Origin of the sequence: Pseudomonas japonica, from assembly GCF_900188455.1 — a bacterium.
Classification (GTDB): domain Bacteria; phylum Pseudomonadota; class Gammaproteobacteria; order Pseudomonadales; family Pseudomonadaceae; genus Aquipseudomonas; species Aquipseudomonas japonica.
Window position 1 is genome coordinate 42,357 of record NZ_FZOL01000004.1, and the last position, 21,640, is coordinate 63,996.

General features: G+C 57.4%; 22 protein-coding genes and 1 pseudogene. 10 read left to right on the forward strand and 13 right to left on the reverse strand.

The annotated features are described in order from the left end of the window. Window positions 1-17 precede the first annotated feature (17 nt). Both CHB99_RS06515 and CHB99_RS29465 read right to left on the reverse strand, forming a co-directional pair. Window positions 18-1,088, reverse strand: coding sequence for a cytochrome-c peroxidase (locus tag CHB99_RS06515; protein ID WP_084702481.1), 1,071 nt, complete (start codon window positions 1,086-1,088; stop codon window positions 18-20). Further along, window positions 1,085-2,623, reverse strand: coding sequence for a COG1470 family protein (locus tag CHB99_RS29465; RefSeq protein WP_141137264.1), 1,539 nt, complete (start codon window positions 2,621-2,623; stop codon window positions 1,085-1,087). The genes CHB99_RS06515 and CHB99_RS29465 overlap by 4 nt, the downstream gene beginning before the upstream one ends. Window positions 2,624-3,433: 810 nt before the next feature. Here CHB99_RS29465 and CHB99_RS06520 point away from each other — a divergent pair. From CHB99_RS06520 to CHB99_RS06530, 3 genes are read left to right on the forward strand one after another with little or no spacing between them, the layout of a single operon-like run. After that, the gene (locus tag CHB99_RS06520; RefSeq protein WP_042121018.1) at window positions 3,434-4,339 is read left to right on the forward strand and encodes a phosphoribosyltransferase-like protein; all 906 of its coding nucleotides are present in this window, start codon (window positions 3,434-3,436) and stop codon (window positions 4,337-4,339) included. A gap of 5 nt (window positions 4,340-4,344) precedes the next feature. Beyond that, entirely contained in the window at window positions 4,345-6,354 is a 2,010-nt protein-coding gene (locus tag CHB99_RS06525; RefSeq protein WP_042121019.1) for an ORC-CDC6 family AAA ATPase, read from the forward strand. Beyond that, entirely contained in the window at window positions 6,299-7,282 is a 984-nt protein-coding gene (locus CHB99_RS06530; protein WP_141137265.1) for a hypothetical protein, read from the forward strand. The genes CHB99_RS06525 and CHB99_RS06530 overlap by 56 nt, the downstream gene beginning before the upstream one ends. Here the strand turns inward: CHB99_RS06530 and CHB99_RS06535 are convergent. Together CHB99_RS06535 and CHB99_RS06540 are read right to left on the reverse strand one after the other, a co-directional pair. Next, window positions 7,279-8,298 (reverse strand): SIR2 family protein, encoded by a 1,020-nt coding sequence (locus CHB99_RS06535; protein ID WP_042121021.1) that lies wholly within the window; start codon window positions 8,296-8,298, stop codon window positions 7,279-7,281. The two genes, CHB99_RS06530 and CHB99_RS06535, sit on opposite strands and share 4 nt — an antisense overlap. 60 nt (window positions 8,299-8,358) lie before the next feature. Continuing rightward, on the reverse strand, window positions 8,359-9,627 hold the full coding sequence (locus CHB99_RS06540) for an N-6 DNA methylase (RefSeq protein ID WP_346426407.1): 1,269 nt from the start codon (window positions 9,625-9,627) through the stop codon (window positions 8,359-8,361). An 18-nt stretch (window positions 9,628-9,645) separates the two neighbouring features. Here CHB99_RS06540 and CHB99_RS29470 point away from each other — a divergent pair, with 18 nt between their 5' ends. Beyond that, window positions 9,646-10,008: a hypothetical protein gene (locus tag CHB99_RS29470; protein WP_141137267.1), complete on the forward strand. Its 363-nt coding sequence runs from the start codon at window positions 9,646-9,648 to the stop codon at window positions 10,006-10,008. A 401-nt stretch (window positions 10,009-10,409) separates the two neighbouring features. Further along, entirely contained in the window at window positions 10,410-10,721 is a 312-nt protein-coding gene (locus CHB99_RS06545; protein ID WP_042121023.1) for a helix-turn-helix domain-containing protein, read from the forward strand. Between the two features lie 105 nt (window positions 10,722-10,826). Here the strand turns inward: CHB99_RS06545 and CHB99_RS06550 are convergent, their stop codons facing one another. The 3 genes and pseudogenes from CHB99_RS06550 to CHB99_RS06560 all read right to left on the reverse strand — a co-directional run bounded on the left by CHB99_RS06550 (window position 10,827) and on the right by CHB99_RS06560 (window position 13,119). Then, entirely contained in the window at window positions 10,827-11,204 is a 378-nt protein-coding gene (locus CHB99_RS06550; protein ID WP_042121024.1) for a type II toxin-antitoxin system RelE/ParE family toxin, read from the reverse strand. Between the two features lie 641 nt (window positions 11,205-11,845). Then, a pseudogene (locus tag CHB99_RS06555) lies at window positions 11,846-12,691 on the reverse strand (YifB family Mg chelatase-like AAA ATPase); the annotation flags it as partial. Between the two features lie 164 nt (window positions 12,692-12,855). Then, window positions 12,856-13,119: an accessory factor UbiK family protein gene (locus CHB99_RS06560; RefSeq protein WP_042121025.1), complete on the reverse strand. Its 264-nt coding sequence runs from the start codon at window positions 13,117-13,119 to the stop codon at window positions 12,856-12,858. A gap of 411 nt (window positions 13,120-13,530) precedes the next feature. Between CHB99_RS06560 and glnK the strand changes: the two genes are divergently transcribed. The 3 genes from glnK to sutA all read left to right on the forward strand — a co-directional run bounded on the left by glnK (window position 13,531) and on the right by sutA (window position 16,034). Beyond that, on the forward strand, window positions 13,531-13,869 hold the full coding sequence (gene glnK / locus CHB99_RS06565) for a P-II family nitrogen regulator (protein ID WP_002555808.1): 339 nt from the start codon (window positions 13,531-13,533) through the stop codon (window positions 13,867-13,869). A 40-nt stretch (window positions 13,870-13,909) separates the two neighbouring features. Continuing rightward, window positions 13,910-15,244 carry an ammonium transporter gene (locus tag CHB99_RS06570; RefSeq protein WP_042121026.1) on the forward strand — a complete coding sequence of 445 codons (1,335 nt, stop codon included), beginning with the start codon at window positions 13,910-13,912 and terminating at the stop codon, window positions 15,242-15,244. Between the two features lie 466 nt (window positions 15,245-15,710). Next, entirely contained in the window at window positions 15,711-16,034 is a 324-nt protein-coding gene (gene sutA, locus CHB99_RS06575) for a transcriptional regulator SutA (RefSeq protein WP_042121027.1), read from the forward strand. 130 nt (window positions 16,035-16,164) lie between these two features. Here sutA and CHB99_RS06580 read toward each other — a convergent pair whose 3' ends face one another. From CHB99_RS06580 to lptM, 6 genes are read right to left on the reverse strand one after another with little or no spacing between them, the layout of a single operon-like run. Beyond that, a complete protein-coding gene (locus CHB99_RS06580; protein ID WP_042121028.1) occupies window positions 16,165-16,860 on the reverse strand; it encodes an HAD family hydrolase in 696 nt (231 codons plus the stop codon). Further along, entirely contained in the window at window positions 16,857-17,756 is a 900-nt protein-coding gene (gene xerC, locus CHB99_RS06585; protein ID WP_042121029.1) for a tyrosine recombinase XerC, read from the reverse strand. Before xerC ends, CHB99_RS06580 begins: the two co-directional genes overlap by 4 nt. Continuing rightward, window positions 17,756-18,493, reverse strand: a complete 738-nt coding sequence (locus CHB99_RS06590) for a DUF484 family protein (RefSeq protein WP_042121030.1) — start codon at window positions 18,491-18,493, stop codon at window positions 17,756-17,758. Before CHB99_RS06590 ends, xerC begins: the two co-directional genes overlap by 1 nt. Window positions 18,494-18,506: 13 nt before the next feature. After that, on the reverse strand, window positions 18,507-19,337 hold the full coding sequence (gene dapF, locus CHB99_RS06595) for a diaminopimelate epimerase (protein ID WP_042121031.1): 831 nt from the start codon (window positions 19,335-19,337) through the stop codon (window positions 18,507-18,509). A gap of 4 nt (window positions 19,338-19,341) precedes the next feature. Then, window positions 19,342-20,589: a diaminopimelate decarboxylase gene (gene lysA / locus CHB99_RS06600; protein ID WP_042121032.1), complete on the reverse strand. Its 1,248-nt coding sequence runs from the start codon at window positions 20,587-20,589 to the stop codon at window positions 19,342-19,344. Between the two features lie 9 nt (window positions 20,590-20,598). Beyond that, window positions 20,599-20,736, reverse strand: coding sequence for an LPS translocon maturation chaperone LptM (gene lptM, locus CHB99_RS06605; protein WP_042121033.1), 138 nt, complete (start codon window positions 20,734-20,736; stop codon window positions 20,599-20,601). Window positions 20,737-20,923: 187 nt separating this feature from the next. Here lptM and cyaY point away from each other — a divergent pair, with 187 nt between their 5' ends. Together cyaY and CHB99_RS06615 are read left to right on the forward strand one after the other, a co-directional pair. After that, window positions 20,924-21,256, forward strand: coding sequence for an iron donor protein CyaY (gene cyaY / locus CHB99_RS06610; protein ID WP_042121034.1), 333 nt, complete (start codon window positions 20,924-20,926; stop codon window positions 21,254-21,256). Window position 21,257: 1 nt separating this feature from the next. Then, the gene (locus tag CHB99_RS06615) at window positions 21,258-21,479 is read left to right on the forward strand and encodes a DUF1289 domain-containing protein (RefSeq protein ID WP_042121036.1); all 222 of its coding nucleotides are present in this window, start codon (window positions 21,258-21,260) and stop codon (window positions 21,477-21,479) included. Window positions 21,480-21,640: the final 161 nt, after the last annotated feature.

The following is a 21,640-nucleotide window of genomic DNA, read 5'->3' on the forward strand; positions in this document are numbered from 1 at the left end:
TGCCCCTAAATGATATTTCATTTATTCGCTAGCTCGTCATTTAATAGATTTTTGTCTGTCAGGCTTTTCAAAAACATTACAATAGCTTGGACTTCATCGTCGCTCAAATATAGTGGCCTGATGCCTGGGGCAAGGTTGGGATTTTTAATTCCTCCTTTGTTATAAAACTCAACAACATCCTGTAGGGTCGACAAGCTTCCATCATGCATATATGGTGGTGTAAGTTCGATATTTCTAAGCATGGGAGTTTTAAATGCGCCCCAATCTTCCATTTTCCGTGTTACCCAATAACGACCAGTGTCTTTCATTTTTCCATTTTCATAACCCACACCTAGATTGTGGAATCTAAAGTCTGAGAATACTGCAAACCCGCCGCCAAGGGAGTTCACTGAAGGGTGGAAGATATCATGGCAGTTAATGCAGCTGGCTTTGCCGATAAAAATTTCATAGCCACGTTGCTCTTGTTTGGTAATGGCTTCGCGGTTTCCTTTAAATAAGTAGTCATCGAATCTTGAGTCTCCTGAAACAAGCGAGCGTTGATAAGAAGCTAGGGCTTCAGCGATTGCTTTGCTGTCAATCGATCTGCCAAACGCATCTTCAAAAAGTCCTTGATAATCCGGGAGGCTTTCGATTTTTGATATCGCCTCATCAATTGTTATTCCCATATCGTTATCTTGTGAGAAAGGCTGTGAGACTTGGATCTCTAGTGAGCTGAACCTTCCGTCCCAGCCAAGACTTGGTAAGTAGCCTGTATTGAAAACGGAGGGGGCATTTCGCTCAAGATTTTTGCCATGAGCACTGAAGCTTACTGTCCTATTTTCTGCGAAGCCGAGAGTTGGATCATGGCAAGTTGAGCAACTTAATACAGAGTCATGAGAGAGTCGACGGTCAAAGAATAGCTTTTTTCCAAGCGAGATTTTACGTTCAGTCAGAGGGTTATTATTTGGAATATCTGGCTCTATCAATCCAGACGGGATTTTGAGGATAAATTGATCTTGACCCTGCGCCGTATATGCATCTACAGAAGTCATAACAAGAGAGCTTAGTGCCGTTATGACGGGAAAGGTTTTTTTTAACGAAATGCTCATCTCGACTTGACCTCAATGGTTGTCATATTGAGCATTTTATCGATATCAGTATCTAGTCTTTTGATTTTTGAGGTGGATACTTTATTGAAATCTAAATCTATGTCTCTAATCCTTTCTAGGTCGGCAAGAACTTCTTGCTTTCTGTCTGGGCCAATGCCCAACTCTTTCAGACGAGCAGGGTCGACACCTACTGCATTGGGTTTTGAGAAGTCAATAGACTTCAACTCGACTCCTTTGGCTTCTAGTTTTTTTAGGTTTTGTTGGATTTTTTGGAGCTGATCAATCTCAAATATTGGATTTTTTTGCGTTCTGGGGAAAACATATGCATTTTGTAATAGCTCGTCTGCCCCCGGGGGAGCGACGAATGAAGACGCGTCAGTGGGTATTATCGTTGCAGCATTTCCTGCTGTATCAAATGCAGTAAATCTTAACTGAATGGTAGTGTCTTTCCTGAAAGGGCCTATTACTGTTTCAAAAAGAGTTGGCCTGACAAAATTTCCTACCTTATAGTTGTGAGCCTTCCTTGCCCAGGTTTTTCCTCCATCAACAGAGAACTCTGAGGAGACCCCTGTTGCCTCTAATATTCCAGATCCTTGGTCTGAAACTAGAGCTTGAATAGCCAGCCTTCCATCATCAAGTGACACTAAGCGATAGTCTGTTACCACAGGCGGGATGGTGTCGAACACCTGAAACCATTCATTCTGTAAGAAGATGGAGTTATCTTTTGTGTCCACCAAGCTGATTCTTGACTCGAGGAATGCGCCATCTAATATTTTTTCTGGGGCGTTAAGAGTCAAAGCTCCGCTAACGGTTTCGCCAGGCTTTAATGTGAAAGTAGTATCAAGCGGCGGTATTCCTGCTATTTCCCAATTTTCCGGGTAGGAAGAGTGCTCGAACATGAACCGAAGATTCTTCTCAGTATCACCATGGTTTGTAAATGTGTAATTGTATGCGTTAAGTTTTTTGGGGTTAACACGAAACGGGATGTTCCAGGACTTCGTTTTTCTGTTGTCTAGTAGGTTTGCGTCTTCTGCATTAACCGTTTCAACGGTTGCTTCAACATGATATCTAGTCCGGGCTATATCAAATCTGTCTATTAAGGCGTTTAGCCCCCATTCGGCCTTCATTCTTAAAACCTTCCCTTCTTTGCCCCCTCGATCATACGCAGGGATTCTTATTCTCTTCTGATCTTCAGGTGGTTCTAAATGAAGTAAGTTTTTTCCGGACTCGCTAAGAATGTTTACAGTTACTTTTCCCTCACCTGCTTCGCTTCCCTTATTGATTACTCTGACCTCAACTTCCTCTACTTGGTTGGCATTTCTCCACGCAATAGATACCCCCGGTCTGCTGCCAGCACTAACACCATCGGAAGTTAGTAGCTTAGCTCCAGGATGGGGACTGACCTCATGAGACGACCAAGCATTAGGTCTCTTATATGTCTCATCGTCTGCAATTCCTAGGTCGACTGACGATAGACAGATGGATGGAGTAGAGTAAAAGACTAATGCTATTAATGTGTGCAATGGCTTGGTCATATATGTTCCCGCATCTTGATTTGTACAGACTATTGCTCGCCTTTCGATGTTGGCTTTCAAATGGGAAATATTAGTAGCTAAATATGCGGGGCTTGCCGATCTTCTTATAATTTTTATCTATAATCGTTATTCCGAATGGCCAGATTACTGAGTCAGCTTTATAAATTTCCTGGTATGGTCATGGCCAATGGGAGGAAGTTAGGTATCGTTAGTTGGATTTGGCGTCGTTTGTCCAAAATGCAACGGAGTCCGCTTCGCTTAGACCCTGAGTGGGGTGTCTGCTATTGGCCGACTGCTGCCCTTTGCAAAGGACAGCTTTGGGTCGATTCCTGCCGATTGAGGCGTACCGGTGCTCTGGTCACATCCAATGCGAATGGCTAGTCAAGTCGAATGAAAACAGGTGGCTAAGTGGGATGCAAACGCTTGATCAAGTCAGGTGCAATTTCGCAACAAGGGTCGCAGCCGTATGTTCGGCAATCGGCTTACCGAAATCGAGCCGATCAAGGAGACGGTGGCTAGATGTGAGCTACATCGATGCATCCAAGTTGACCGCTGGGCGTTGAGACCATTCGATGCATGAGCTCGATGGGCGCGTGTCGTCAATCAGCCGCAACCGCGTACGTCAGCGGAATATCCGTGCTCAACCTAGGCACACGGCGCGACTAAGCAGGGCAGCAATGGATGAAAGACGCTTGCTTCGGATCCCGAGAGTGAGCAATCTTGGCAAAAGGCTAGCATTGACGCTGCCGCAGGTGCTCCGGAGGGATTGGTCTCTCTGCGAGTCAGACCCATATTGGCAAAGGATGCTCCATGCCCTTCCACGTCCCCGAAAGGCATTACTCCCTTTACAGCGAAGTCGAGCGTCGTTTCAAAGGCATGCTGCAGCGAGGGGTGATCACCAGCACCGAGGAGTCCACCCTCGACCGTTGGCTCGATAACTTCCAAAGTGATGAAGAACTTTATTTCGCTGCCCGCGTCCTGGAGCGGCTGATTTTCCGCTCGCAAAGCATGATTGAAAGCTCGATCGACCAGTTGCTGCATTGCGTGCTTCCTGCCTACCTCCGTCAACGAAAACTCTATTCGCACTCGAGTATCGAGGCGTTCTTGGAGGCATTGAGTAAGCCCGACTCGTCCTATCCCTTGCGTTTTGTCGGAGTCGACGGCCAAAAGGCTTCGGACACCGGGAAAAGTGGTGCTGTCATAATCCGCCACTACAAGCGACACGCCGGCATCAACAAGGTCCTCACTTGCCGGCCGGACAGGCTACATCCGTTGCCTGAGCAGGTTAAGTGCCTTGTGTTTGTCGATGACATGTTGGGGACGGGTAAGCAGTTCAATGACTTTTTACGAGATAACAAGCTGGAAGATCTTAAAGACGTGCACATGGTGTACTGCCCATTCGTAGCTTTCCAGGACGGCATCAAAGCTCTCGAGAAATTCCCTCAACTGACGGTACTTCCCATAGAGGTGCTGGAGGGGCGTCATAGGTTCTTCAGTGAGTCGCTAAAGACACCGGGCCTGTGGGCAATCGATGATGCCAATACCGCTGCGGACGCGCGTGCTTTCTACGACCAGTTGACCAGAGACAAAGGCATTCCGCCAACCACGAGGCACGGGCTGGAACTTGTGCTCGGATTCGAGCATTCCACACCCAACAATTCGCTGTCCCTGCTGTGGGCGGGATCGGACAACTGGACCCCTTTGTTCAAGAGATGACTTCCATGCCAGCACTAGCAGATGCGTTTCTGAAGAACCGAGCTGACAACCTGCCGCCTGATGTCTTCCGGGAATTTATCGTTCCGCCGTTCTTCCAGCACATCAGCATTTTCCAAGACAAGAAGTCAGTGCGGATCTTGGGCGGTCGGGGTTGTGGCAAGACGATGTTTTTGAAGTTCCTCTGCCACGGGTCCACCTTCAGTGGGGACAGGGAGGATATCGGTGACGAGGCGTTTTCGAACCTTGGACTGTATTTTCGTCCCGACACTGGCTTCTGTTCCTTGATGACGTCTGACTGGCTGCAGGGTCAAAGAGACGGTCATGCGTTCTCACATTACCTTACGCTGAGCCTAGTTGCCGAAATCTGCGAAGCCATCAAAACGATCGATGCGGCGACGAACTTGGCCAATGGTCCACTCAGCATTGAAAGTGCACGTCTGGGAGCGACGCTGGTCAATCAACTTGGATTGCCCGAGCCCAGCATTGATGCATTGCAACAAAAGATTGAGCAGGGCATGGCTGAGTTTGATCTTTGGGTGCGTAACCCTGATCACTGCAAGCCACCGCAGTTCGTCCACTTTTCAGTCATCCTCACCGCCTTGGCGAACGATCTGGCGAAGCATTCGCCACGTCTGGAGGCGATAGCATTTCGCGTCTTTGTGGATGAGTTCGAGAACCTGCTGCCTCGGCACCGTGAGATTGTCTGCGATGCCATCAAGCACCCGAGCCAGCGTATTGCGGTGCACATAGCGCATAAGCGGGACGCGGTTACCGATTTGAAAACTAGCGGCGTAGAACGGATCGCTGAGATTCATGACATCCGAACGATCGATCTCGAATCGTACCTGGCCCGTGATAGCGATTTCGATGTCTTGGCTGCGGAGCTATTTCTATTTCGGATCTACCAGGCCGATGGAGTGATCTCTTGCCCCGCTTTTCGGCCGGAGTTGCTTCACGATCCGAAGCATCTGGCCTACCGGCTTACTGAGGAGTACCGGCAGGACGTGGTCAACTGTGTGAAGCAAATCCTCCCCGAGCTGAGTGCGCCTGAAATCGCCCGTATGGCGCTTCAAGACCAATCGCTCCGTCAACGGGTTGGGAAGATGATCAAAAAAGGATTGGAGTTCCAAGGATTGGAAAGGACCGTAGAGGTCGATGATCTGATCAATGAGAGTGTCCCGGAAGCCACTGTCGTTCTCGGTGCGATTCTCAATCGTAAGACGCAATCTGGGAAAGAGGCCCTAGGCTTGTTCCAGAAAGTGCTAGTGAGTGGTCGCTCCAAGACCGACCCATTTCACAAGCAGGGGGGCTGGGTTGATAACAATCTTTATGGCTGCCTTTTTCATCTCTACGCGGGCTTGCCTCGGAGGCCCAACATCCTCTACTCCGGCTTCTCTCGGTTCTGCAAGATAGCGGCGCCTAACCTGCGGTTTTTCCAAGAGCTCTGCCACAACACTCTGCTTCTTGGGTATCAGCGCAAATCGGCCAATGACATCGGTTCAGTGCTGCGGGTGGACTATGACACGCAGGCGACTGCGGTTAAACAAGTCTCGGATGCTATGTTCGGCGACATCATGCAACTGGGCCCCCAAGGGTATCGGCTGTTGGAGTTCGCTCGGCGTCTCGGTGGTCTTTTCGAGGCATATAACAGGCGTCGTAGCCAGAGCGAGCCAGAGATCAACCACTTCTCGATCAACGAAGCAGATACAGCAGGCCTTTCCGCAGATGCTCAGATGATTTTGCGAGAGGCCAAAATTTGGTCCGTGCTTCGGGAGACCAAGGACACCAAAAATAAAGCTGACGTGGACACGGCGCAATTTGAGTTGGTTCTGAATGCTATCTATGCCCCGCACTTCAGGATCAGCTATCGGAAGCGACGCAAGATCACACTCACCGCGGCGGAGCTCGACATCATTCTGGCTCAGTCGGACTCCAGCTTTGAAACGCTGGTGAAGCAGCTTGTCGACTCTCAAGACGACGACATCACTGCTCAGATTACTGGCTCCCTGTTCTGAGGTTACCGTGCGCTTTATCAGACAAGACCTGATTGATGAGCCAGGCCTCAACGCTCTGGCCAAGATGGAAATTGCCTTCACGGGCGTGGAGGGTCTGGATGACAGAACCGACTATTCCGTCACCCGCTCTAGGTTGTTGGCGCGACGCAGTGTCCAGGTGCAATACGATCCTGAGACCTTAGTTCTGAATGTTGGCGGCAATCCGTACCGTGTTACCGATGCCGGATTTGAGGACTTTTGTCGGGATTTCAGAGCATCCTCAATCGTCGTTGACGCTACCTCCTTAGACTTTTCGGAAATTGCGCTGCTGCTTTACGCCTACACCTTTTGCAATAGGAAGCCGAGAGTTGGGTTCCTGTATGTCGAGCCAAAGGAATATGTACGCCGCAACCTTGATGAGCCTGCAGTCCACGGGGCAGCGTTTGATCTCAGCAGTGGTTTTTCAAGGCAGCCGATTCCGCCATTCATTCCCTTGCTGACCCAGAATGATGCGGTGCATCTTGTCGCGTTCCTGGGCTTTGAAGGGGGGCGGCTTACCCAGAAGCTCAATGAAGATGATGGTCAGCACATTCGGAAGGTGACCATAGTTTTTGGCATTCCTCCATTTCAGGCGACGTGGGACCTTGAGGCGTTCATGGCCAATAGTCGATTGCTGGAAACGTCCGATGCGAACGTTAAGTATTGCGGAGCGAATAATCCCAAAGCTGCCTATGATCTGCTCATGAAGGAGGCTTCGGCACTCACCTCAAGGAGCGCGTGCAACCGCTTGGCTATCTGCCCTTTCGGTACCAAGCCGATGGCGATCGGGGCGGCTCTGTATTGCGCAGCCCAACGTAGGGCTCGAGTTCTATTCGATCACCCCAAGCGAAAGCCTGGTCGTACCACGGGTGTGCATTGCATGCATTGGTACGAGGTAGAAATGGCTTAAGAGCGGAGGCTTTTACAACGCTTCAGGGCTTCAGGAGTGACAGGAAACCTGAAGCTGCCCTGTTTTACTTTTTGCCCTTGGCTCTGGAGGGGCGGGGAGCTGCATCGTTCAACTGAACGGTCATGTCGCGGCAGCAGATTAGGGTACGCATCTACTCTGCGCTCAATCTCGTCGGCGATTTGTAGATAGCACGCGTTCCAACTGTCTGCCACGACGTGAACGACTTCCACGTTGAGGGACCTCATCAGTGACGTAACAGCCGTCTCGCTGCTTGGAGTGAGTCCAGCCTGGTAGTAAAAAACTCTGCCTGTCTGACTGAGGCGTCGGCGCTTATGGAGGAGCAGCCACCAAAGATCGATTTCGGTGAAGTCCATCCCCAGTCCGACGATGTGGAGGTGATCTCTGAGGAAATGATCGACCCAGGAATAGACGGTTCTATTCGACGTGAATTCGAGATTTCCATTTCTGACTGGAGAGGATACGCGGTACCCGAGTTTCTTGATCTCGACACCTTCGGTGACGTAATTACGAATCTTCTGAAGGCTGCCGGCATATTGGTCGTACCCCAGCACCATCGAGTTGGGTCTGGCTGAGTCGCCGTGAATATGCCAGACCTCCCTTTCGCCTGCTCTGTAGCGGCGGAAAAGGCTGTATCGAGATTCAGGAGACAGAAAGTCTGGAGTATGGAGTGGGCCTGTAAACGCTTCCTCGATGGTGAAGTCGTAGTTGGTAGTGAGGATGACCTTGAATGGTGCACATACTCGCCGGTGTGCCTCAGTCGGGTTGATCTGCTCCAGCAGTTTTGCGAATGCCACTTTCACAGCGGTTTCAGTTTTTTGGAACGGGCCGGGTGAACGAGCGCACAGCTCCTCGACAAACATGGACAAAGGCTTATTGCCCAGGTGATCGATCAATTCATCTGCGCCGAACTGCGTGGCCAGTTCGCGGAGGATCTGTGTCCAGTCTTTCTGCAACGCAGCCCGGTTGACGCCGTTCCCTAGCAACAAGCTGTGCATGATCTTTCGCTCTTCGTGGTGCTGCAGCGCTCGGCCCTCAATGGGGGCTTGTCCTTTGTGCTACGCAGGTACGGGCATGTCGAGAAGTTTCGCTACGGTCAGATGTTTAGCACAGGCCCCCCGTGCAGCTCCGCGGCGCCAGTCCGAACATTCCGTGCTGGTAATCCAGCGCACGACGCGTTCTTGATGCTCGGCCGGTGCTCGTACTCTGAAGACTGAGTCTGAGTATGGGCTCTCGCCCCTGACTACTACGGCTTTGCGGTCGATGCAGCGAGTTCCTACCCGCGGCAACAGAATATCTCCGGCCATGGCGTGCTGGTAGCCGGACAATGGTGAGCCTTCGAAAGCGATTTCCAGACCGGACTTGGGGAAGTCCGACGTGTGAAAGTGCTGGACTCCGAGCTGTGCGAATTGGGTGCGGGTGCGGCTTCCCCTAACAATGGAAACTTCGAGGTCTCGCATGGTGACAGAGCCTTTAGCGCGCCTCAGAGTTGAGTCCATGTCCTCAAATGCATGATGGCGGGAGTCCATGCTTTCGACAGCTTGCGCCGCGCCGATTCTGCGCTGTGAGATCACCGCAAATTCATTGTCGAGTTGCCCCAAGGTGACATGGCGAAGTCGTTTGTGCCCGAACCGAATCACCAAAACATAGGCTTGCACCTCGACTTGCCAGCCGAAAGCGAATCGGGGGAGCTCGTAGCATTCTACTGTGCTTGCCGATTCCATGAGTTGCTTACGGAAGGGCTGGCTTTGGATGGCACAGGGGATATCCGCGCCTACGATGAAGGCCGCAGAGCCTGCAGGTTTAAGTCTTGCCAATGACTCCATCACGAAATAAAGGTCGATGGGGGCCCAGGCATGCTGGATGTCGAGGTCGGGGCAGAAGGCCATTAAGCGCTTTCGTGCTCGATCAGGCAGATCGTGAATGCCGTATGGTGGGTTGCCGATTACATGATCGAACTGGGCGTCCCCAAGCGCTTTTCCCAGGCCCGAGACGGAAAGTACGTCGCGCTTTAGGTAGTGCACGCCACGTAGTTGTGGGCTGGCATCAATCATGGCTTGTTCGATCTCTACCCCAACATAGCTTGCCGGTTCTACTGCGCTATGCACGGCCTGAGCCAAGCGGCCTGATCCCGATCCAAGCTCCAGCCAATCACCGCCGTGCGCACCAAGCAGTCGGACTACAGCATCAGCCATAGGTTGCGGTGTCAGGATTTGACCCAAGCGGGTGCGTGCATCCAACGCTGCCCGGTAGCGCTTCACAGATTCGGTTGGTCGCACCTCTCTTCCACCTCCTAGTGATTGAGAGCTTGTTGCCCTAGCTCGCACTTGATATCGTACCGACCTATGCCAAGAATCGCAATATCACCATCAGTCGAAGTACTGGCCGCTCGCGGGCAGCTGCGGCGTTATATCACAGACCTGGGTATCTCCGATAATGAGTACTCCAGGCGATGTGGTGTTCCCCAATATACCTTGTCGAAATTTCTGAGTGGCCACATCAAGAGCTTAACTCCGGCCATCGAAAAGGCATTAAGTTATGCCAATATTGGCATAGTTCACGATGTAACTGAGCTTGCTCAGCACCCTGCGATTCGTAAAGCGCTGGGTCACGCCTGGGATGGCACGGAGGAAGGGGTTCAGACGTTGGCTTTGATGATTGAGGCTATGGGACCGCTGATCCGAGCTTCGGGTGGTGGCGCGCGCTAACTTTGCTCAATTGCTGAGGATCGGCTCTTGGGTGCGTGGTTCCTGTCATTTGTTGGGCGCCCAATCGCCCATGCGTGCGACAGCCCCCTCGGTAAACCGCCGTTTCACCCTTTTCATGCGACAGAGACCGCTTTGTGGCGTCGGGCCTTGTAGATTTCCTGTCTCGTCGTTTGGCGCTGCGATCTATGGTGACAAGTGGTCGTGTAGGGGGTTGTCAACCTTACAAAAACTGATAATATCAAATCTCATATCTTGCGGAGTGTTCTGCCCAAGAACAGTCCTATGAAAGCCAATTAAGTACCCTATTCGCGCTCACCCTCGATCTCCTTTCCACATTGATTTGTTGCGGGCGGGGTTGGTGTGCCTTGGGTCAAAACTACCTCCGGTAGGAGGATGGAGCTATGAGTCAGAATCTATTCGCGGATTTCACGAGTGATCACGTTGAGTTCAACATGAAGCACTTGAAAACCCAGTTATTCATGGTCTTGCTGCAGATGATCCGGCAGAAGGGTTGGAGTCAGTCTGCTGCAGCGAGGGAGTTACAGGTGTCAGCTCCGAGAATGAGTAACCTTTGCAACGGCTACTTGGAGAAGTTTTCCATCGACATGCTTATGACGATGCTGGTTCGTATCGGCTATAAGTTTGATGCGGATTACAATCCAGACAACCTTGAGTTGCCATTGGTCATGAACGTAAAAAAGGCGATGCTTTGAGGCATCGCCCTTTCTATTTCCACGCCGTTACCTGCTGTCACTGCTCCGCCTTCGCCTTCAAGCCTACATCACCGCGATCCATGCCGAGCCTCTAGGGGCTCACACCTACGCCACCTCTTTAAGATCTGACCTCAACTGCTTGTAGCGTTGCGCTACCACGTTCTTCAATTGGCGATCTGAGCCGTTGGTAGTCTTCTCTGTAGCATGAAGAACATAAACCTTTCCGTCTTCCTTGGTGTAGAAAATACACCTGAAAGCTGGTCGTCCATTTATCTTCAGCTCTGTGACGCCGTTGCCGATATCATTGAGATGGGTAACCTGGCATGTTGGTGCCTGGTTGTGCGCTATCAAATTAAGATCGACTAAAAATTTATCTCGGCGTCGCTCCGGCAAGCTATCCATTTCCTTGCGAACGGCTTTTGCCGGATAATACTCAATTTCACGCTTTTTATTGCTGTCGATACAGGTGGCTTTCTCGATCATTGATCGCTTCCTCGGTTTCAAGCTGGTAGGGCGTTGAGACGCACATAGTCACATCCTCGTTTAGGAAAAGTATGGGTCAAGCAAGCTTCTACCTGGCCCGAAAAAAAGGTGCCGCCGGATGTGGCGGCAACGTCAATTCTTACAAAAAGTGATAACTCTCGCAAGGGCTTTTGTGGCGCTTCGGTTACGACTTTTTAGTCGGGAGCCTACAAGTCTGGATGAGGGGTGAAGATCGCTGGGCTACGGAGATGCTGCCGGCCTAAGAGAGACAGCTCATGCCGATGGATCGAGCATGTGAAGCGAGGTCGGAGGGGCGCTTGGCTGCGTAGAGATTTCTACGACGGCTATAGGTCGATCAGTCAGTTCTGCTCGATGATGTGTGTTTACGTTGTCGAGTCAGTGGCAAGTTTGATAGGCCGCGCCAGTGCTCATCAAAAGTGTCTTGTGGAGAGCACCTCGTTTCACTCCGATGCCCCGGTGTTCATAGGGCTGAGGGCTCGTCCAGGTGCCGACTAGGGAGCGTTCATCGAGGCTGCTCACGGGCGGCTGTGGCAAGTTTGTAAGAGAAATCAGTCGACTTCGATGTTGCTTGATCAGTTGCATCTATTTCGCATTAGTTGCATTTATTGCGCAATGTCACAACCACCGCCGACCAATGCAGGCCCTGAAGCAGAGTGATGCGGATGCCTGAACGGCCGCTGCGGCCAGCAATCCAGCGGCTTGGAATCCGCCACCGACTGGATCGCCGCCACCTCCAGCGCCTCGCGCTCGTCCAGCGGCGGCAGCAGGCCGGGCAGGCGACTGGCGAGCAAGGTCTTGCCGGTCCCGGGTGGGCCGCTGAACAGCAGGTTGTGCGCGCCGGCCGCGGCCACCAGCAGCGCACGCTTGGCGGCAATCTGACCTTGCACCTCGCTCAAATCCGGATAGGGCCGGGGATTGAGCAGCAACCCGTTGGCCCGATAAGGCTCCAGTGGCTGCTGTCCGCTGAAGTGCCCCACCAGCTCCAGCAAATGTCCCGCCGCATACACCACCAGTCCGGACGCCATGCAGGCCTCCTCGGCGTTCTCCTTCGGCACCACCAGCGCCCGTCCGGCATCGCGGGCGGCGAGGGCGGCGGGCAGTACACCCTGCACCGGTCGTACCGCGCCGGACAGCGCCAGTTCGCCCAGGCACTCCACCTTGTCCAGCGCCGCCAGCGGAAACTCGCCGTTGGCCGCCAGCAGCCCCAGGGCGATGGCCAGGTCGAAACGTCCACCATCCTTGGGCAGGTCCGCCGGGGCCAGGTTGAGGGTGATGCGCCGCTGGGGAAACTCCAGTTTCGAATTGACGATCGCACTGCGCACCCGGTCCTTGCTTTCCTTGACCGTGGCCTCCGGCAGGCCGACCAGCGTGAGGGTCGGCAAACCGTTGGCCAGATGCGCTTCGATGAGGACGGGCGGGGCCAGCACGCCCACCTGGGCGCGGCTGTGGACGAGGGCGAGGGACATGAACACTCCATGATCGTTGCAGGGCTGCGTCGTGCGGCTTTGCAAGGATAGTGGCGGGTCCGTGGGGCGGACCGCGCAGAGTGCTTCGGCGTGTTTCCTCGGGGCGGAAGTGCGCGGGGTGTCGACGGTGGCCAGCGCCGGCGGCACTGGCCGCAGCGCAGCGCTTATTCGCTGGCGATGGGGTTCAGGCGTGCTTCCAGTTCTTCCACCTTGGCTTCCAGGGCTTCGAGGCGGGCGCGGGTGCGGGCGAGGACGACCATCTGGCTGTCGAATTCCTCGCGGCTGACCAGGTCCAGTTTGCTGAAGCCGCTTTGCAGCAGGGCCCGGAACTGGTTCTCCAGTTCGCCACGCGGCTGTGCGCTGTCATTGCTGAACAGGCGCGAGGCCTGGTCGCTCAGGGCATCGAGAAAGGCTTTCGGCGCGAGCATGGTCGGCGCTCCTGTTTCGAAAAGAGGGCGGGCAGTGTAGCACGGGGCAATTCGCGGCTTTCGCTGCACACTTTTTGCGCATCTGTTGCGCCGGGTGCGCACCGTTGTTGTGCGTCGCTTTGCCTGCTGGCGACTGGCCAAGATCGGGTTTTGCACCCAAGTCTTTGTAAATTGGCGTTTTCCCGGACATGGCATTGTTTCTGCTAAGACCATCGTGACCCATGCACTGATGCAGTCCCAGGACGAAGCAGTGCTCAGGCGGAGCGAAGACACGAGGTTTGGTCTGGTGCGGTTTCGCGAGTCGGCGCGGGGAGTTGTGCCGACGAAACGTTACAAAGCCCAGGCACTGCGCTTAGACTTGAGTCGGGTTTGTTTTCCTGGGGCAAGTCCACCTATTCGGGAGAGAGTTTCATGAAGCTAGTCACTGCCATCATCAAGCCGTTCAAATTGGACGATGTGCGCGAGTCGCTGTCCGAAATCGGCGTGCAGGGCATCACTGTCACTGAAGTCAAAGGCTTCGGTCGCCAGAAGGGTCACACCGAGCTGTATCGCGGCGCGGAGTACGTGGTCGACTTCCTGCCCAAGGTCAAGATCGACGTCGCCATCGACGACAAGGATCTGGACCGGGTCATCGAAGCCATCACCAAGGCGGCCAACACCGGCAAGATCGGTGACGGCAAGATTTTCGTGGTGAATCTGGAACAGGCTATCCGCATCCGTACCGGCGAAACCGATACCGACGCGATCTAAAAAAAGCCGCCCCAAACCCAACGCCCCAGGAGAAAACAACATGACTCTGCGTAAATTCGCAGGGCTAGGAGCCCTTTTGTCCCTCGTAATGCCTGCCCTGGCGCTGGCCGAGGAAACCACGGCGGCCGCGGCCCCTACCCTGAACTCCGGCGACACTGCCTGGATGCTCACGTCGACGGCCCTGGTGCTGTTCATGACCATCCCCGGCCTGGCCCTGTTCTACGGCGGCATGGTGCGTTCCAAGAACGTCCTCTCGGTGATGATGCAGTGCTTCGCCATCACCGGCCTGATCAGTGTCCTCTGGGTGATCTACGGCTACAGCCTGGCGTTCGATACCACCGGTATGGAACAGGGCGTCACCAACTTCAATTCCTTCGTCGGCGGTCTGTCCAAGGCATTCCTTGCCGGCGTCACACCGTCCAGCCTGACCGCGGCCTTCCCGGAAGCGGTATTCATCGTCTTCCAGATGACCTTCGCCATCATCACCCCGGCGCTGATCGTCGGTGCCTTCGCCGAGCGCATGAAGTTCTCCGCGATGCTGGTGTTCATGGCCATCTGGTTCACCCTGGTCTACGCACCGATCGCGCACATGGTCTGGTCCGGTAACGGCGGCCTGATGTGGGACTGGGGCGTGCTGGACTTCGCGGGCGGCACCGTGGTGCACATCAACGCCGGTATCGCCGGTCTGGTCTGCTGCCTGGTGCTGGGCAAGCGCAAAGGCTTCCCGACCACCCCGATGGCCCCGCACAACCTCGGCTACACCCTGGTCGGCGCGGCCATGCTGTGGATCGGCTGGTTCGGCTTCAACGCCGGTTCCGCCGCTGCCGCCAACGGCACCGCCGGCATGGCCATGCTGGTGACCCAGATCGCCACCGCCGCCGCCGCGCTGGGCTGGATGTTCGCCGAGTGGATCACCCACGGCAAACCGAGCGCACTGGGCATCGCCTCGGGTGTGGTCGCCGGCCTGGTCGCCATCACCCCGGCTGCCGGTACCGTCGGCCCGATGGGCGCGCTGGTGATCGGTCTGGTTTCCGGTGTGATCTGCTTCTTCTGCGCCACCAGCCTGAAGCGCAAGCTGGGCTATGACGACTCGCTGGATGCCTTTGGCGTGCACGGTGTCGGCGGTATCGTCGGCGCGATCCTCACCGGCGTGTTCGCGGCTCCGGTCCTGGGCGGCTTCGGCACCGTCACCGACATCGCCGCGCAAGTCTGGATCCAGGCCAAGGGCGTCGGCTTCACCGTGATCTACACCGCCATCGTCACCTACGTGATCCTGAAAGTCCTGGACGTAGTGATGGGGCTGCGTGTGAACGAAGAAGAAGAATCGGTCGGTCTCGACCTGGCACAACACAACGAGCGCGGCTACAACCTGTAACCCGCCGAGAAAAAACTTGCCCGGTTCGCCGGGCATTTTTTCGTCCCGATTTTGCCTCTCTGGCAGCACGCAAACGGTTTTTCGCCGCAGGTTCATCCCTGATGGAATGGGTCTGCGATTGTCGGCGGAAAACTTACAGTCTTCAGGGCGTTTTAGGCACTTTGCTTTTTCATCGGGCACGCTAGAATGCGCGCCGTGGGGTGATGATGGCCTGTTCACACACTTCATGGCCCTTTGCTAGGCTTGCTGATGAGCGAGCCGGTTGGCAGGGACTGGCCGGTGCTTTTGAACCGGCGGCTCTTTATTCGGTCAGGCTCTGAGGAGCCTGCACAGCGTTCGTCAGGTGAAGCGGCGGGCGCTCCGATCATGGGTGACTCGTGACCCCGTGATCTTTCTCCAGCGGTCGTAAACCTCTACGGCAACTGGTCTATAACTAATCTGCTTTTCGCAAGTCATGAGGTAGAACATGAGCGACGACGATCTGGAAAACGATGACCTCGAAGTGGGCGACGACGAAGAGGGTGATGAAGGCCTTGAAGCGGCGGCGGACGACGTAGCCGACGACAGCGGCGATGACAGCCCGGCTCCCGCGGCCAAGGGCAAGTCCAAGGCGGCGGTCTCGGTCGACGAGATGCCGAGCATGGAAGCCAAGCAGAAGGAGCGCGACGCGCTCGCCAAGGCCATGGAAGATTTCCTGGCCCGTGGTGGCAAGGTGCAGGAAGTCGAAGCCAATGTGGTTGCCGACCCGCCCAAGAAGCCCGACAACAAGTACGGCAGCCGTCCTATCTGAGGCCGCTGTGACGAAAAAGCCCGCCATTGCAGCGGGCTTTTTTGCGTCTTGGTTTCGCTCGCGTCATCGCGGGCAACGCCCGCTCCCACAACGTTCGCGGGCGCCTGCAGCGTGTGGGAGCTGCTGCGGCTCAGCGCCAGCCCGCGAGAACGTCGGGCAGTTGCGACAGCCGCTGTATTTCCGCATCCGGCCGGCCTTCGGCTTCCCACGTCTTGCCCTGCGGGTTGAACCACACCGCGCGCAGGCCGGCGCGCTGGGCGCCGGCGATGTCGTCACCGGGGTGGTCGCCGATGTGCACGGCGGCAGCGGCCTCGACCTCTCCCTGGCGCAACGCTTCGAGGAACGGCGCCGGGTCCGGCTTGCCGATGCCCAGGTCTTCGGCGCACAGGGCGAATTTGAAGTAGTCGGCCAGGCCCAGGCGGCGCACATCGGCATTGCCGTTGGTGACCACGCCGAGGGTGTAGTGGCGGCGCAGCAGTTCCAGCACCGGCTGCACCTCGGGGAAGATCTCCAACTGGTGACGGGCGTGGAGGAACACCTCGAAGCCTTCGTTGGCCAGTTCGCGGGCGTGGGCCTCGCTGTAGCCGACTTCTTCCAGGGCATGGAACAGCACGCGCCGGCGCAGGGCGCTGATGCGGTGCTTGAGACCGGGTTCAGCCTGCACCACGCGCTCGCGAATGGTGTACAGGTGCTCCACCGGCACCGCGCCGAGGCTGGGAGCGTTGGCCGCCAGCCAGTCGCGCAGAACGGCCTCGGCACTGACGATCACCGGCGCGGTGTCCCACAGGGTGTCGTCGAGGTCGAAGGTAATCAGCTGAATACTCATGAGTCGCCGCCTTTACTGCGTTTGGCACGAGGATGCGCGCTGTCGTAGACCGCCGCAAGGTGCTGGAAATCGAGGTGGGTGTAGATCTGGGTGGTCTTGATGTCGGCGTGGCCAAGCATTTCCTGGACCGCGCGCAGGTCCTGGGACGACTCCAGCAGGTGACTGGCGAAGGAGTGCCGGAGCATGTGCGGATGGAGGTTCTGGCCCAGTTCGCGCTCGCCGGCGGCCTTGACCCGCTTCTGGATGGCCCGTGGGCCAAGTCGCTGCCCTTGCTGGCTGACGAACACGGCACCGTCCGCGGGGTTGCTCAGGGTACGTAGTGCCAGCCATTGTTCCAGCGCTTCGCGGGCCTTGCGGCCGACGGGCAGGACGCGGGTCTTGCTGCCCTTGCCGTGGACCTGGACCAGCCCGGCGGGCAGGTCGAGCTGTTCGAGGTCGAGGCTGGTCAGTTCGGAAAGGCGCAGCCCGGAGGAATAGAACAGTTCGAGAATCGCCTGATCGCGACGGGCGAGGAAGTCGTCCTCCACACCGCCCTCCAGAAGCTGCAGGGCACGGTCGGTGTCCAGTGCCCGCGGCAGACGCCGTTCGCCCTTGGGGGCGGACAGGCCATTGGCCGGATCGTGATCGCAGATGCCTTCGCGGTTCAGGTAGCGGTAGAAGCCGCGCACCGCCGAGAGCAGGCGTGCCAGGCTGCGCGACGACTGGCCCTGATGATGACGACGGGCGATGAACTGACGCAGGTGCTGGATCTGCAGGGTTTTCCAGTCACTGATGCCCGCGGTGGCGCAATACGCGAGGACGCTGTCGAGGTCGCGGCGGTAGGCCAGCTGGGTGTGCTCGGACATCTGGCGTTCGCTGCGCAGGTGCGCGCAGAACGCCTCCAGCTGGCGTTCCATCAGCGCACCGGGCGCAGGGTCTGGGTCAGGCGCGGCACCACGCGGCCGAGGACTTCGGCGATATAGCCGAGGAACAGGGTGCCGACACTGCTCTTGTAGTGATGCGGGTCGCGGCTGCCGAGCGCCAGCACACCGTGCAGCCCCTGATGCTCAAGGGCCGCCACCGCGCTGGAGGCGACTTCCTTGCGCTGTGCCTCGCCGAACAGGAAATCCAGCTCATGGTCGCGCAGGTTGCCGCTGACGGTCTTGCCGCCGCCGAGCAGTCCGCCGATGGCCTGCTGGGCCTCGCCGTTGCTGACCCAGCGGCCTACCGGCGCTGCGTTCTCGCCGAACAGGATGAGGCTGACGAAGGGCACCTGGAAATCCTGGCGCAGACGATCTTCCACGGCCATGACCACGGCTTCGAGGTTGTCGGCGTCGAGCAGGTCGAGGATCAGGCGGCGGGTCTTGTCGAACAGCCGGTCGTTGTCGCGGGCGACATCCATCAGGTGCGAGAGGCGGTGGCGCATCTCGATGTTGCGATCGCGCAGCAGCGTCAGCTGGCGCTCCACCAGCGACACGCTGTCGCCGCGCTGGTGGGGAATGAGCATGTCGAGCAACAGGTCGTCATGTTCGGCGAAGAAGGTGGGGTGGGCACGCAAGTAGGCGGCCACGGCCTCGGCCCCGACGTCGGGCGTGGAGCCCTCCACGAGGTTCTCGTCGGGTTCCGCGGCTGGCGCCTGGGGCTGATCGGTCATGGCTGGCACTCACTCATAGACGAACCTGTCCTTCATACACTCGCACGGCAGGGCCGGTCATCATCACCGGCGTGCCCGGACCACCCCATTCGATGGACAGGCGTCCGCCGGGCAGGTCGAGGAGCAGCGGCGAATCCATCCAGCCCTGGCTGATGGCGGCCACCGCGGCGGCGCAGGCGCCGGTACCGCAGGCCTGGGTTTCCCCAGCGCCGCGCTCCCAGACGCGCAGTTGCGCGCGATGCCGGTCGATGACCTGGAGAAAGCCGACGTTGACCCGCTGCGGGAAGCGCGGGTGGTGTTCGATCCGCGGGCCGAGGTCGTGGACCGGTGCGGCGTTGATGTCATCGACGCGCAGCACGGCGTGGGGGTTGCCCATGGACACCGCGGCCAGCTCGACGGTCTGTCCATCGACTTCCAGCGGGTAGCTCAGGGCCTGGGCCGGTGCCTGGAACGGGATTTCCGCCGGGACCAGGCGTGGCGGACCCATGTCGACGCAGATCTGCCCGTCGTTGCGCACGTCCAGTTCGATGATGCCGCCCTTGGTCTCGACGCGGATGCGCTTCTTCGCGGTCAGGCGCTTGTCCAGCACGAAGCGGGCGAAGCAGCGCGCGCCGTTGCCGCACTGTTCCACTTCGGAGCCGTCGGAATTGAAGATGCGGTAGCGGAAGTCCACTTCCGGATTGCTTGGCGCCTCGACGATCAGCAACTGGTCGAAGCCGATCCCGGTATGGCGGTCGCCCCACTGTTTGGCGTGTTTGGGCTGGATATGCGCGTGCTGGCTGACCAGGTCGAGGACCATGAAGTCGTTGCCCAGGCCGTGCATCTTGGTAAAACGCAAAAGCATCGTGTCACTCCGGCAGCAGGCTTTCGCCGGCGAACAGCTCGGCTACGGTCTCGCGGCGGCGCACTTCGAAAGCCTGGTCGCCATCGACCAGCACTTCGGCGCTGCGGCCACGGGTGTTGTAGTTGGAGCTCATGACGAAACCATAGGCGCCCGCGGAGCGAACGGCCAGCAGGTCGCCTTCGGCCAGGTTCAGGGTGCGGTCCTTGGCGAGGAAGTCGCCGGTCTCGCAGATCGGGCCGACCACGTCGTAGGTGCGCGGCTCGCCGTCTCGCGGTTGTACGGCGCTGACGTCCATCCAGGCCTGGTACAGGGCCGGGCGGATCAGGTCGTTCATCGCCGCGTCGACGATGGCGAAGTCCTTGTGCTCGGTGTGCTTGAGGTATTCCACGCGGGTCAGCAGCACGCCGGCGTTGGCCACGATATGCCGGCCCGGTTCGAAGACCAGGGCCAGGTCGCGCTCGCCCAGGCGTTCGCGCACGGCCTTGATGTAGTCGCCGGCCAGTGGCGGCTGCTCATCGCGGTAGCGCACGCCGAGACCGCCCCCCAGGTCGAGGTGGTTGAGCAGGATGCCGCAGTCGCCGAGGCGGTCGACCAGCATCAGGATGCGGTCGAGGGCGTCGAGGAAGGGTTCCAGCGAGGTCAGTTGCGAACCGATGTGGCAGTCGACGCCGACCACTTCCAGGTTCGGCAACTGTGCGGCGCGGATGTACACCTCTTCGGCATCGGCGATGGCGATGCCGAACTTGTTCTCCTTGAGACCGGTGGAGATGTACGGGTGGGTGCCGGCATCGACGTCCGGGTTGACCCGCAGCGACACCGGAGCGCGCACGCCCATCTCCGCGGCGACCTGTTGCAGGCGCTCCAGTTCCTCGGTGGATTCGACGTTGAAGCAGTGCACGCCGACCTCGAGGGCGCGGCGCATGTCCGCGCGGGTCTTGCCGACGCCGGAGAAGACCACCCGATCGGCCCGTCCGCCCGCGGCCAGGACGCGTTCCAGCTCACCGCCGGAGACGATGTCGAAGCCCGCGCCGAGGCGTGCCAGGACGTTCAGCACGCCCAGGTTGGAGTTGGCCTTGACCGCGAAGCAGACCAGGTGCGAAGTGCCCTGCAGGGCATCGGCGTAACTGCGGTACTGGGCCTCGATATGGGCCCGGGAGTACACGTAGGTCGGTGTGCCGAAGCGTTCGGCGATCGCCGACAGGCCTACACCCTCCGCGAACAGCTCGCCGTCGCGGTAGTTGAAAGCGTCCATCGGGATTCCTTACCGGTGCTGGTGCGATTGCGACTTCTTGCCGTCCTTGCTGTCGTCAGGAAGGTACAGGGGGCCTTTTTGACCGCAGGCGGAAACAAGGCAGGCAACCGCGACGAGCGCCGCGAGGGAGGAAATCAGGCGCTTCATGGCGAAATCCTTTGATTTAAGCAGTATTGCGCCGGAGTATACCGAGCGTCCGGCGCCTTGCCTATGTAGCCGGTCAGCCGTCGGGCGGTGCGTCCGGGTGGCACGACGTTTGTCTTTGCATTCACGGCGAAGCGCTCGTATCTTGCCCGGCTTGCGTGTTGAGCAGACATTTTTCGAGGTTCCTGCAATGAGTTTGAGCGAAGCGCGTTTTCACGATCTGGTAGACGCGACCCAACAGGCACTGGAAGACCTGTTCGATGAAAGCGACCTGGACCTGGACATGGAAAATTCGGCCGGCGTGCTGACCGTCAAGTTCGATGATGGCGCCCAGCTGATCTTCAGCCGTCAGGAACCGCTGCGCCAGTTGTGGCTGGCCGACCGTTCCGGCGGCTTCCACTTCGACTACGACGAAGAAAACGGCAAGTGGATCTGCGAGAAGACCGAGGAACTGCTGGGCGAGATGCTCGAACGCATCGTCTGGGAGCGTGCCGGCGAGAAGCTCGATTTCGAAGAGATCTGAGATGAGCAGCGAAGTCCGCCCGCCCAAGCCGCTGTACAGCAACGTCAGCCCCGCGGTGCCGTCGCCGTGCATCGGCACCTGCCGCCTGGATGAGGCGCGGGTGTGCATCGGCTGTTTCCGGCATGTCGAGGATATTCGCCAGTGGCGTGCGGCGGATGACCAGCGGCGGCGGGAGATTGTTGCGCAGGCGGATGTGAGGCGATTGGCAGCCTGCGCCTCCTGATCGGAGGTTCGGGCCTGCTCTGCAGGCCTTCGCGAGCAAGCTCGCTCCCACAAGATGAGGTGCCGATCCTGCTGCTGTGGGAGCGAGCTTGCTCGCGAAGGACCGCAGCGCGGTCCCGGTGGGCCCTTGAGTATTTACCCTGCTGTGGTAGTGTCAGCCCA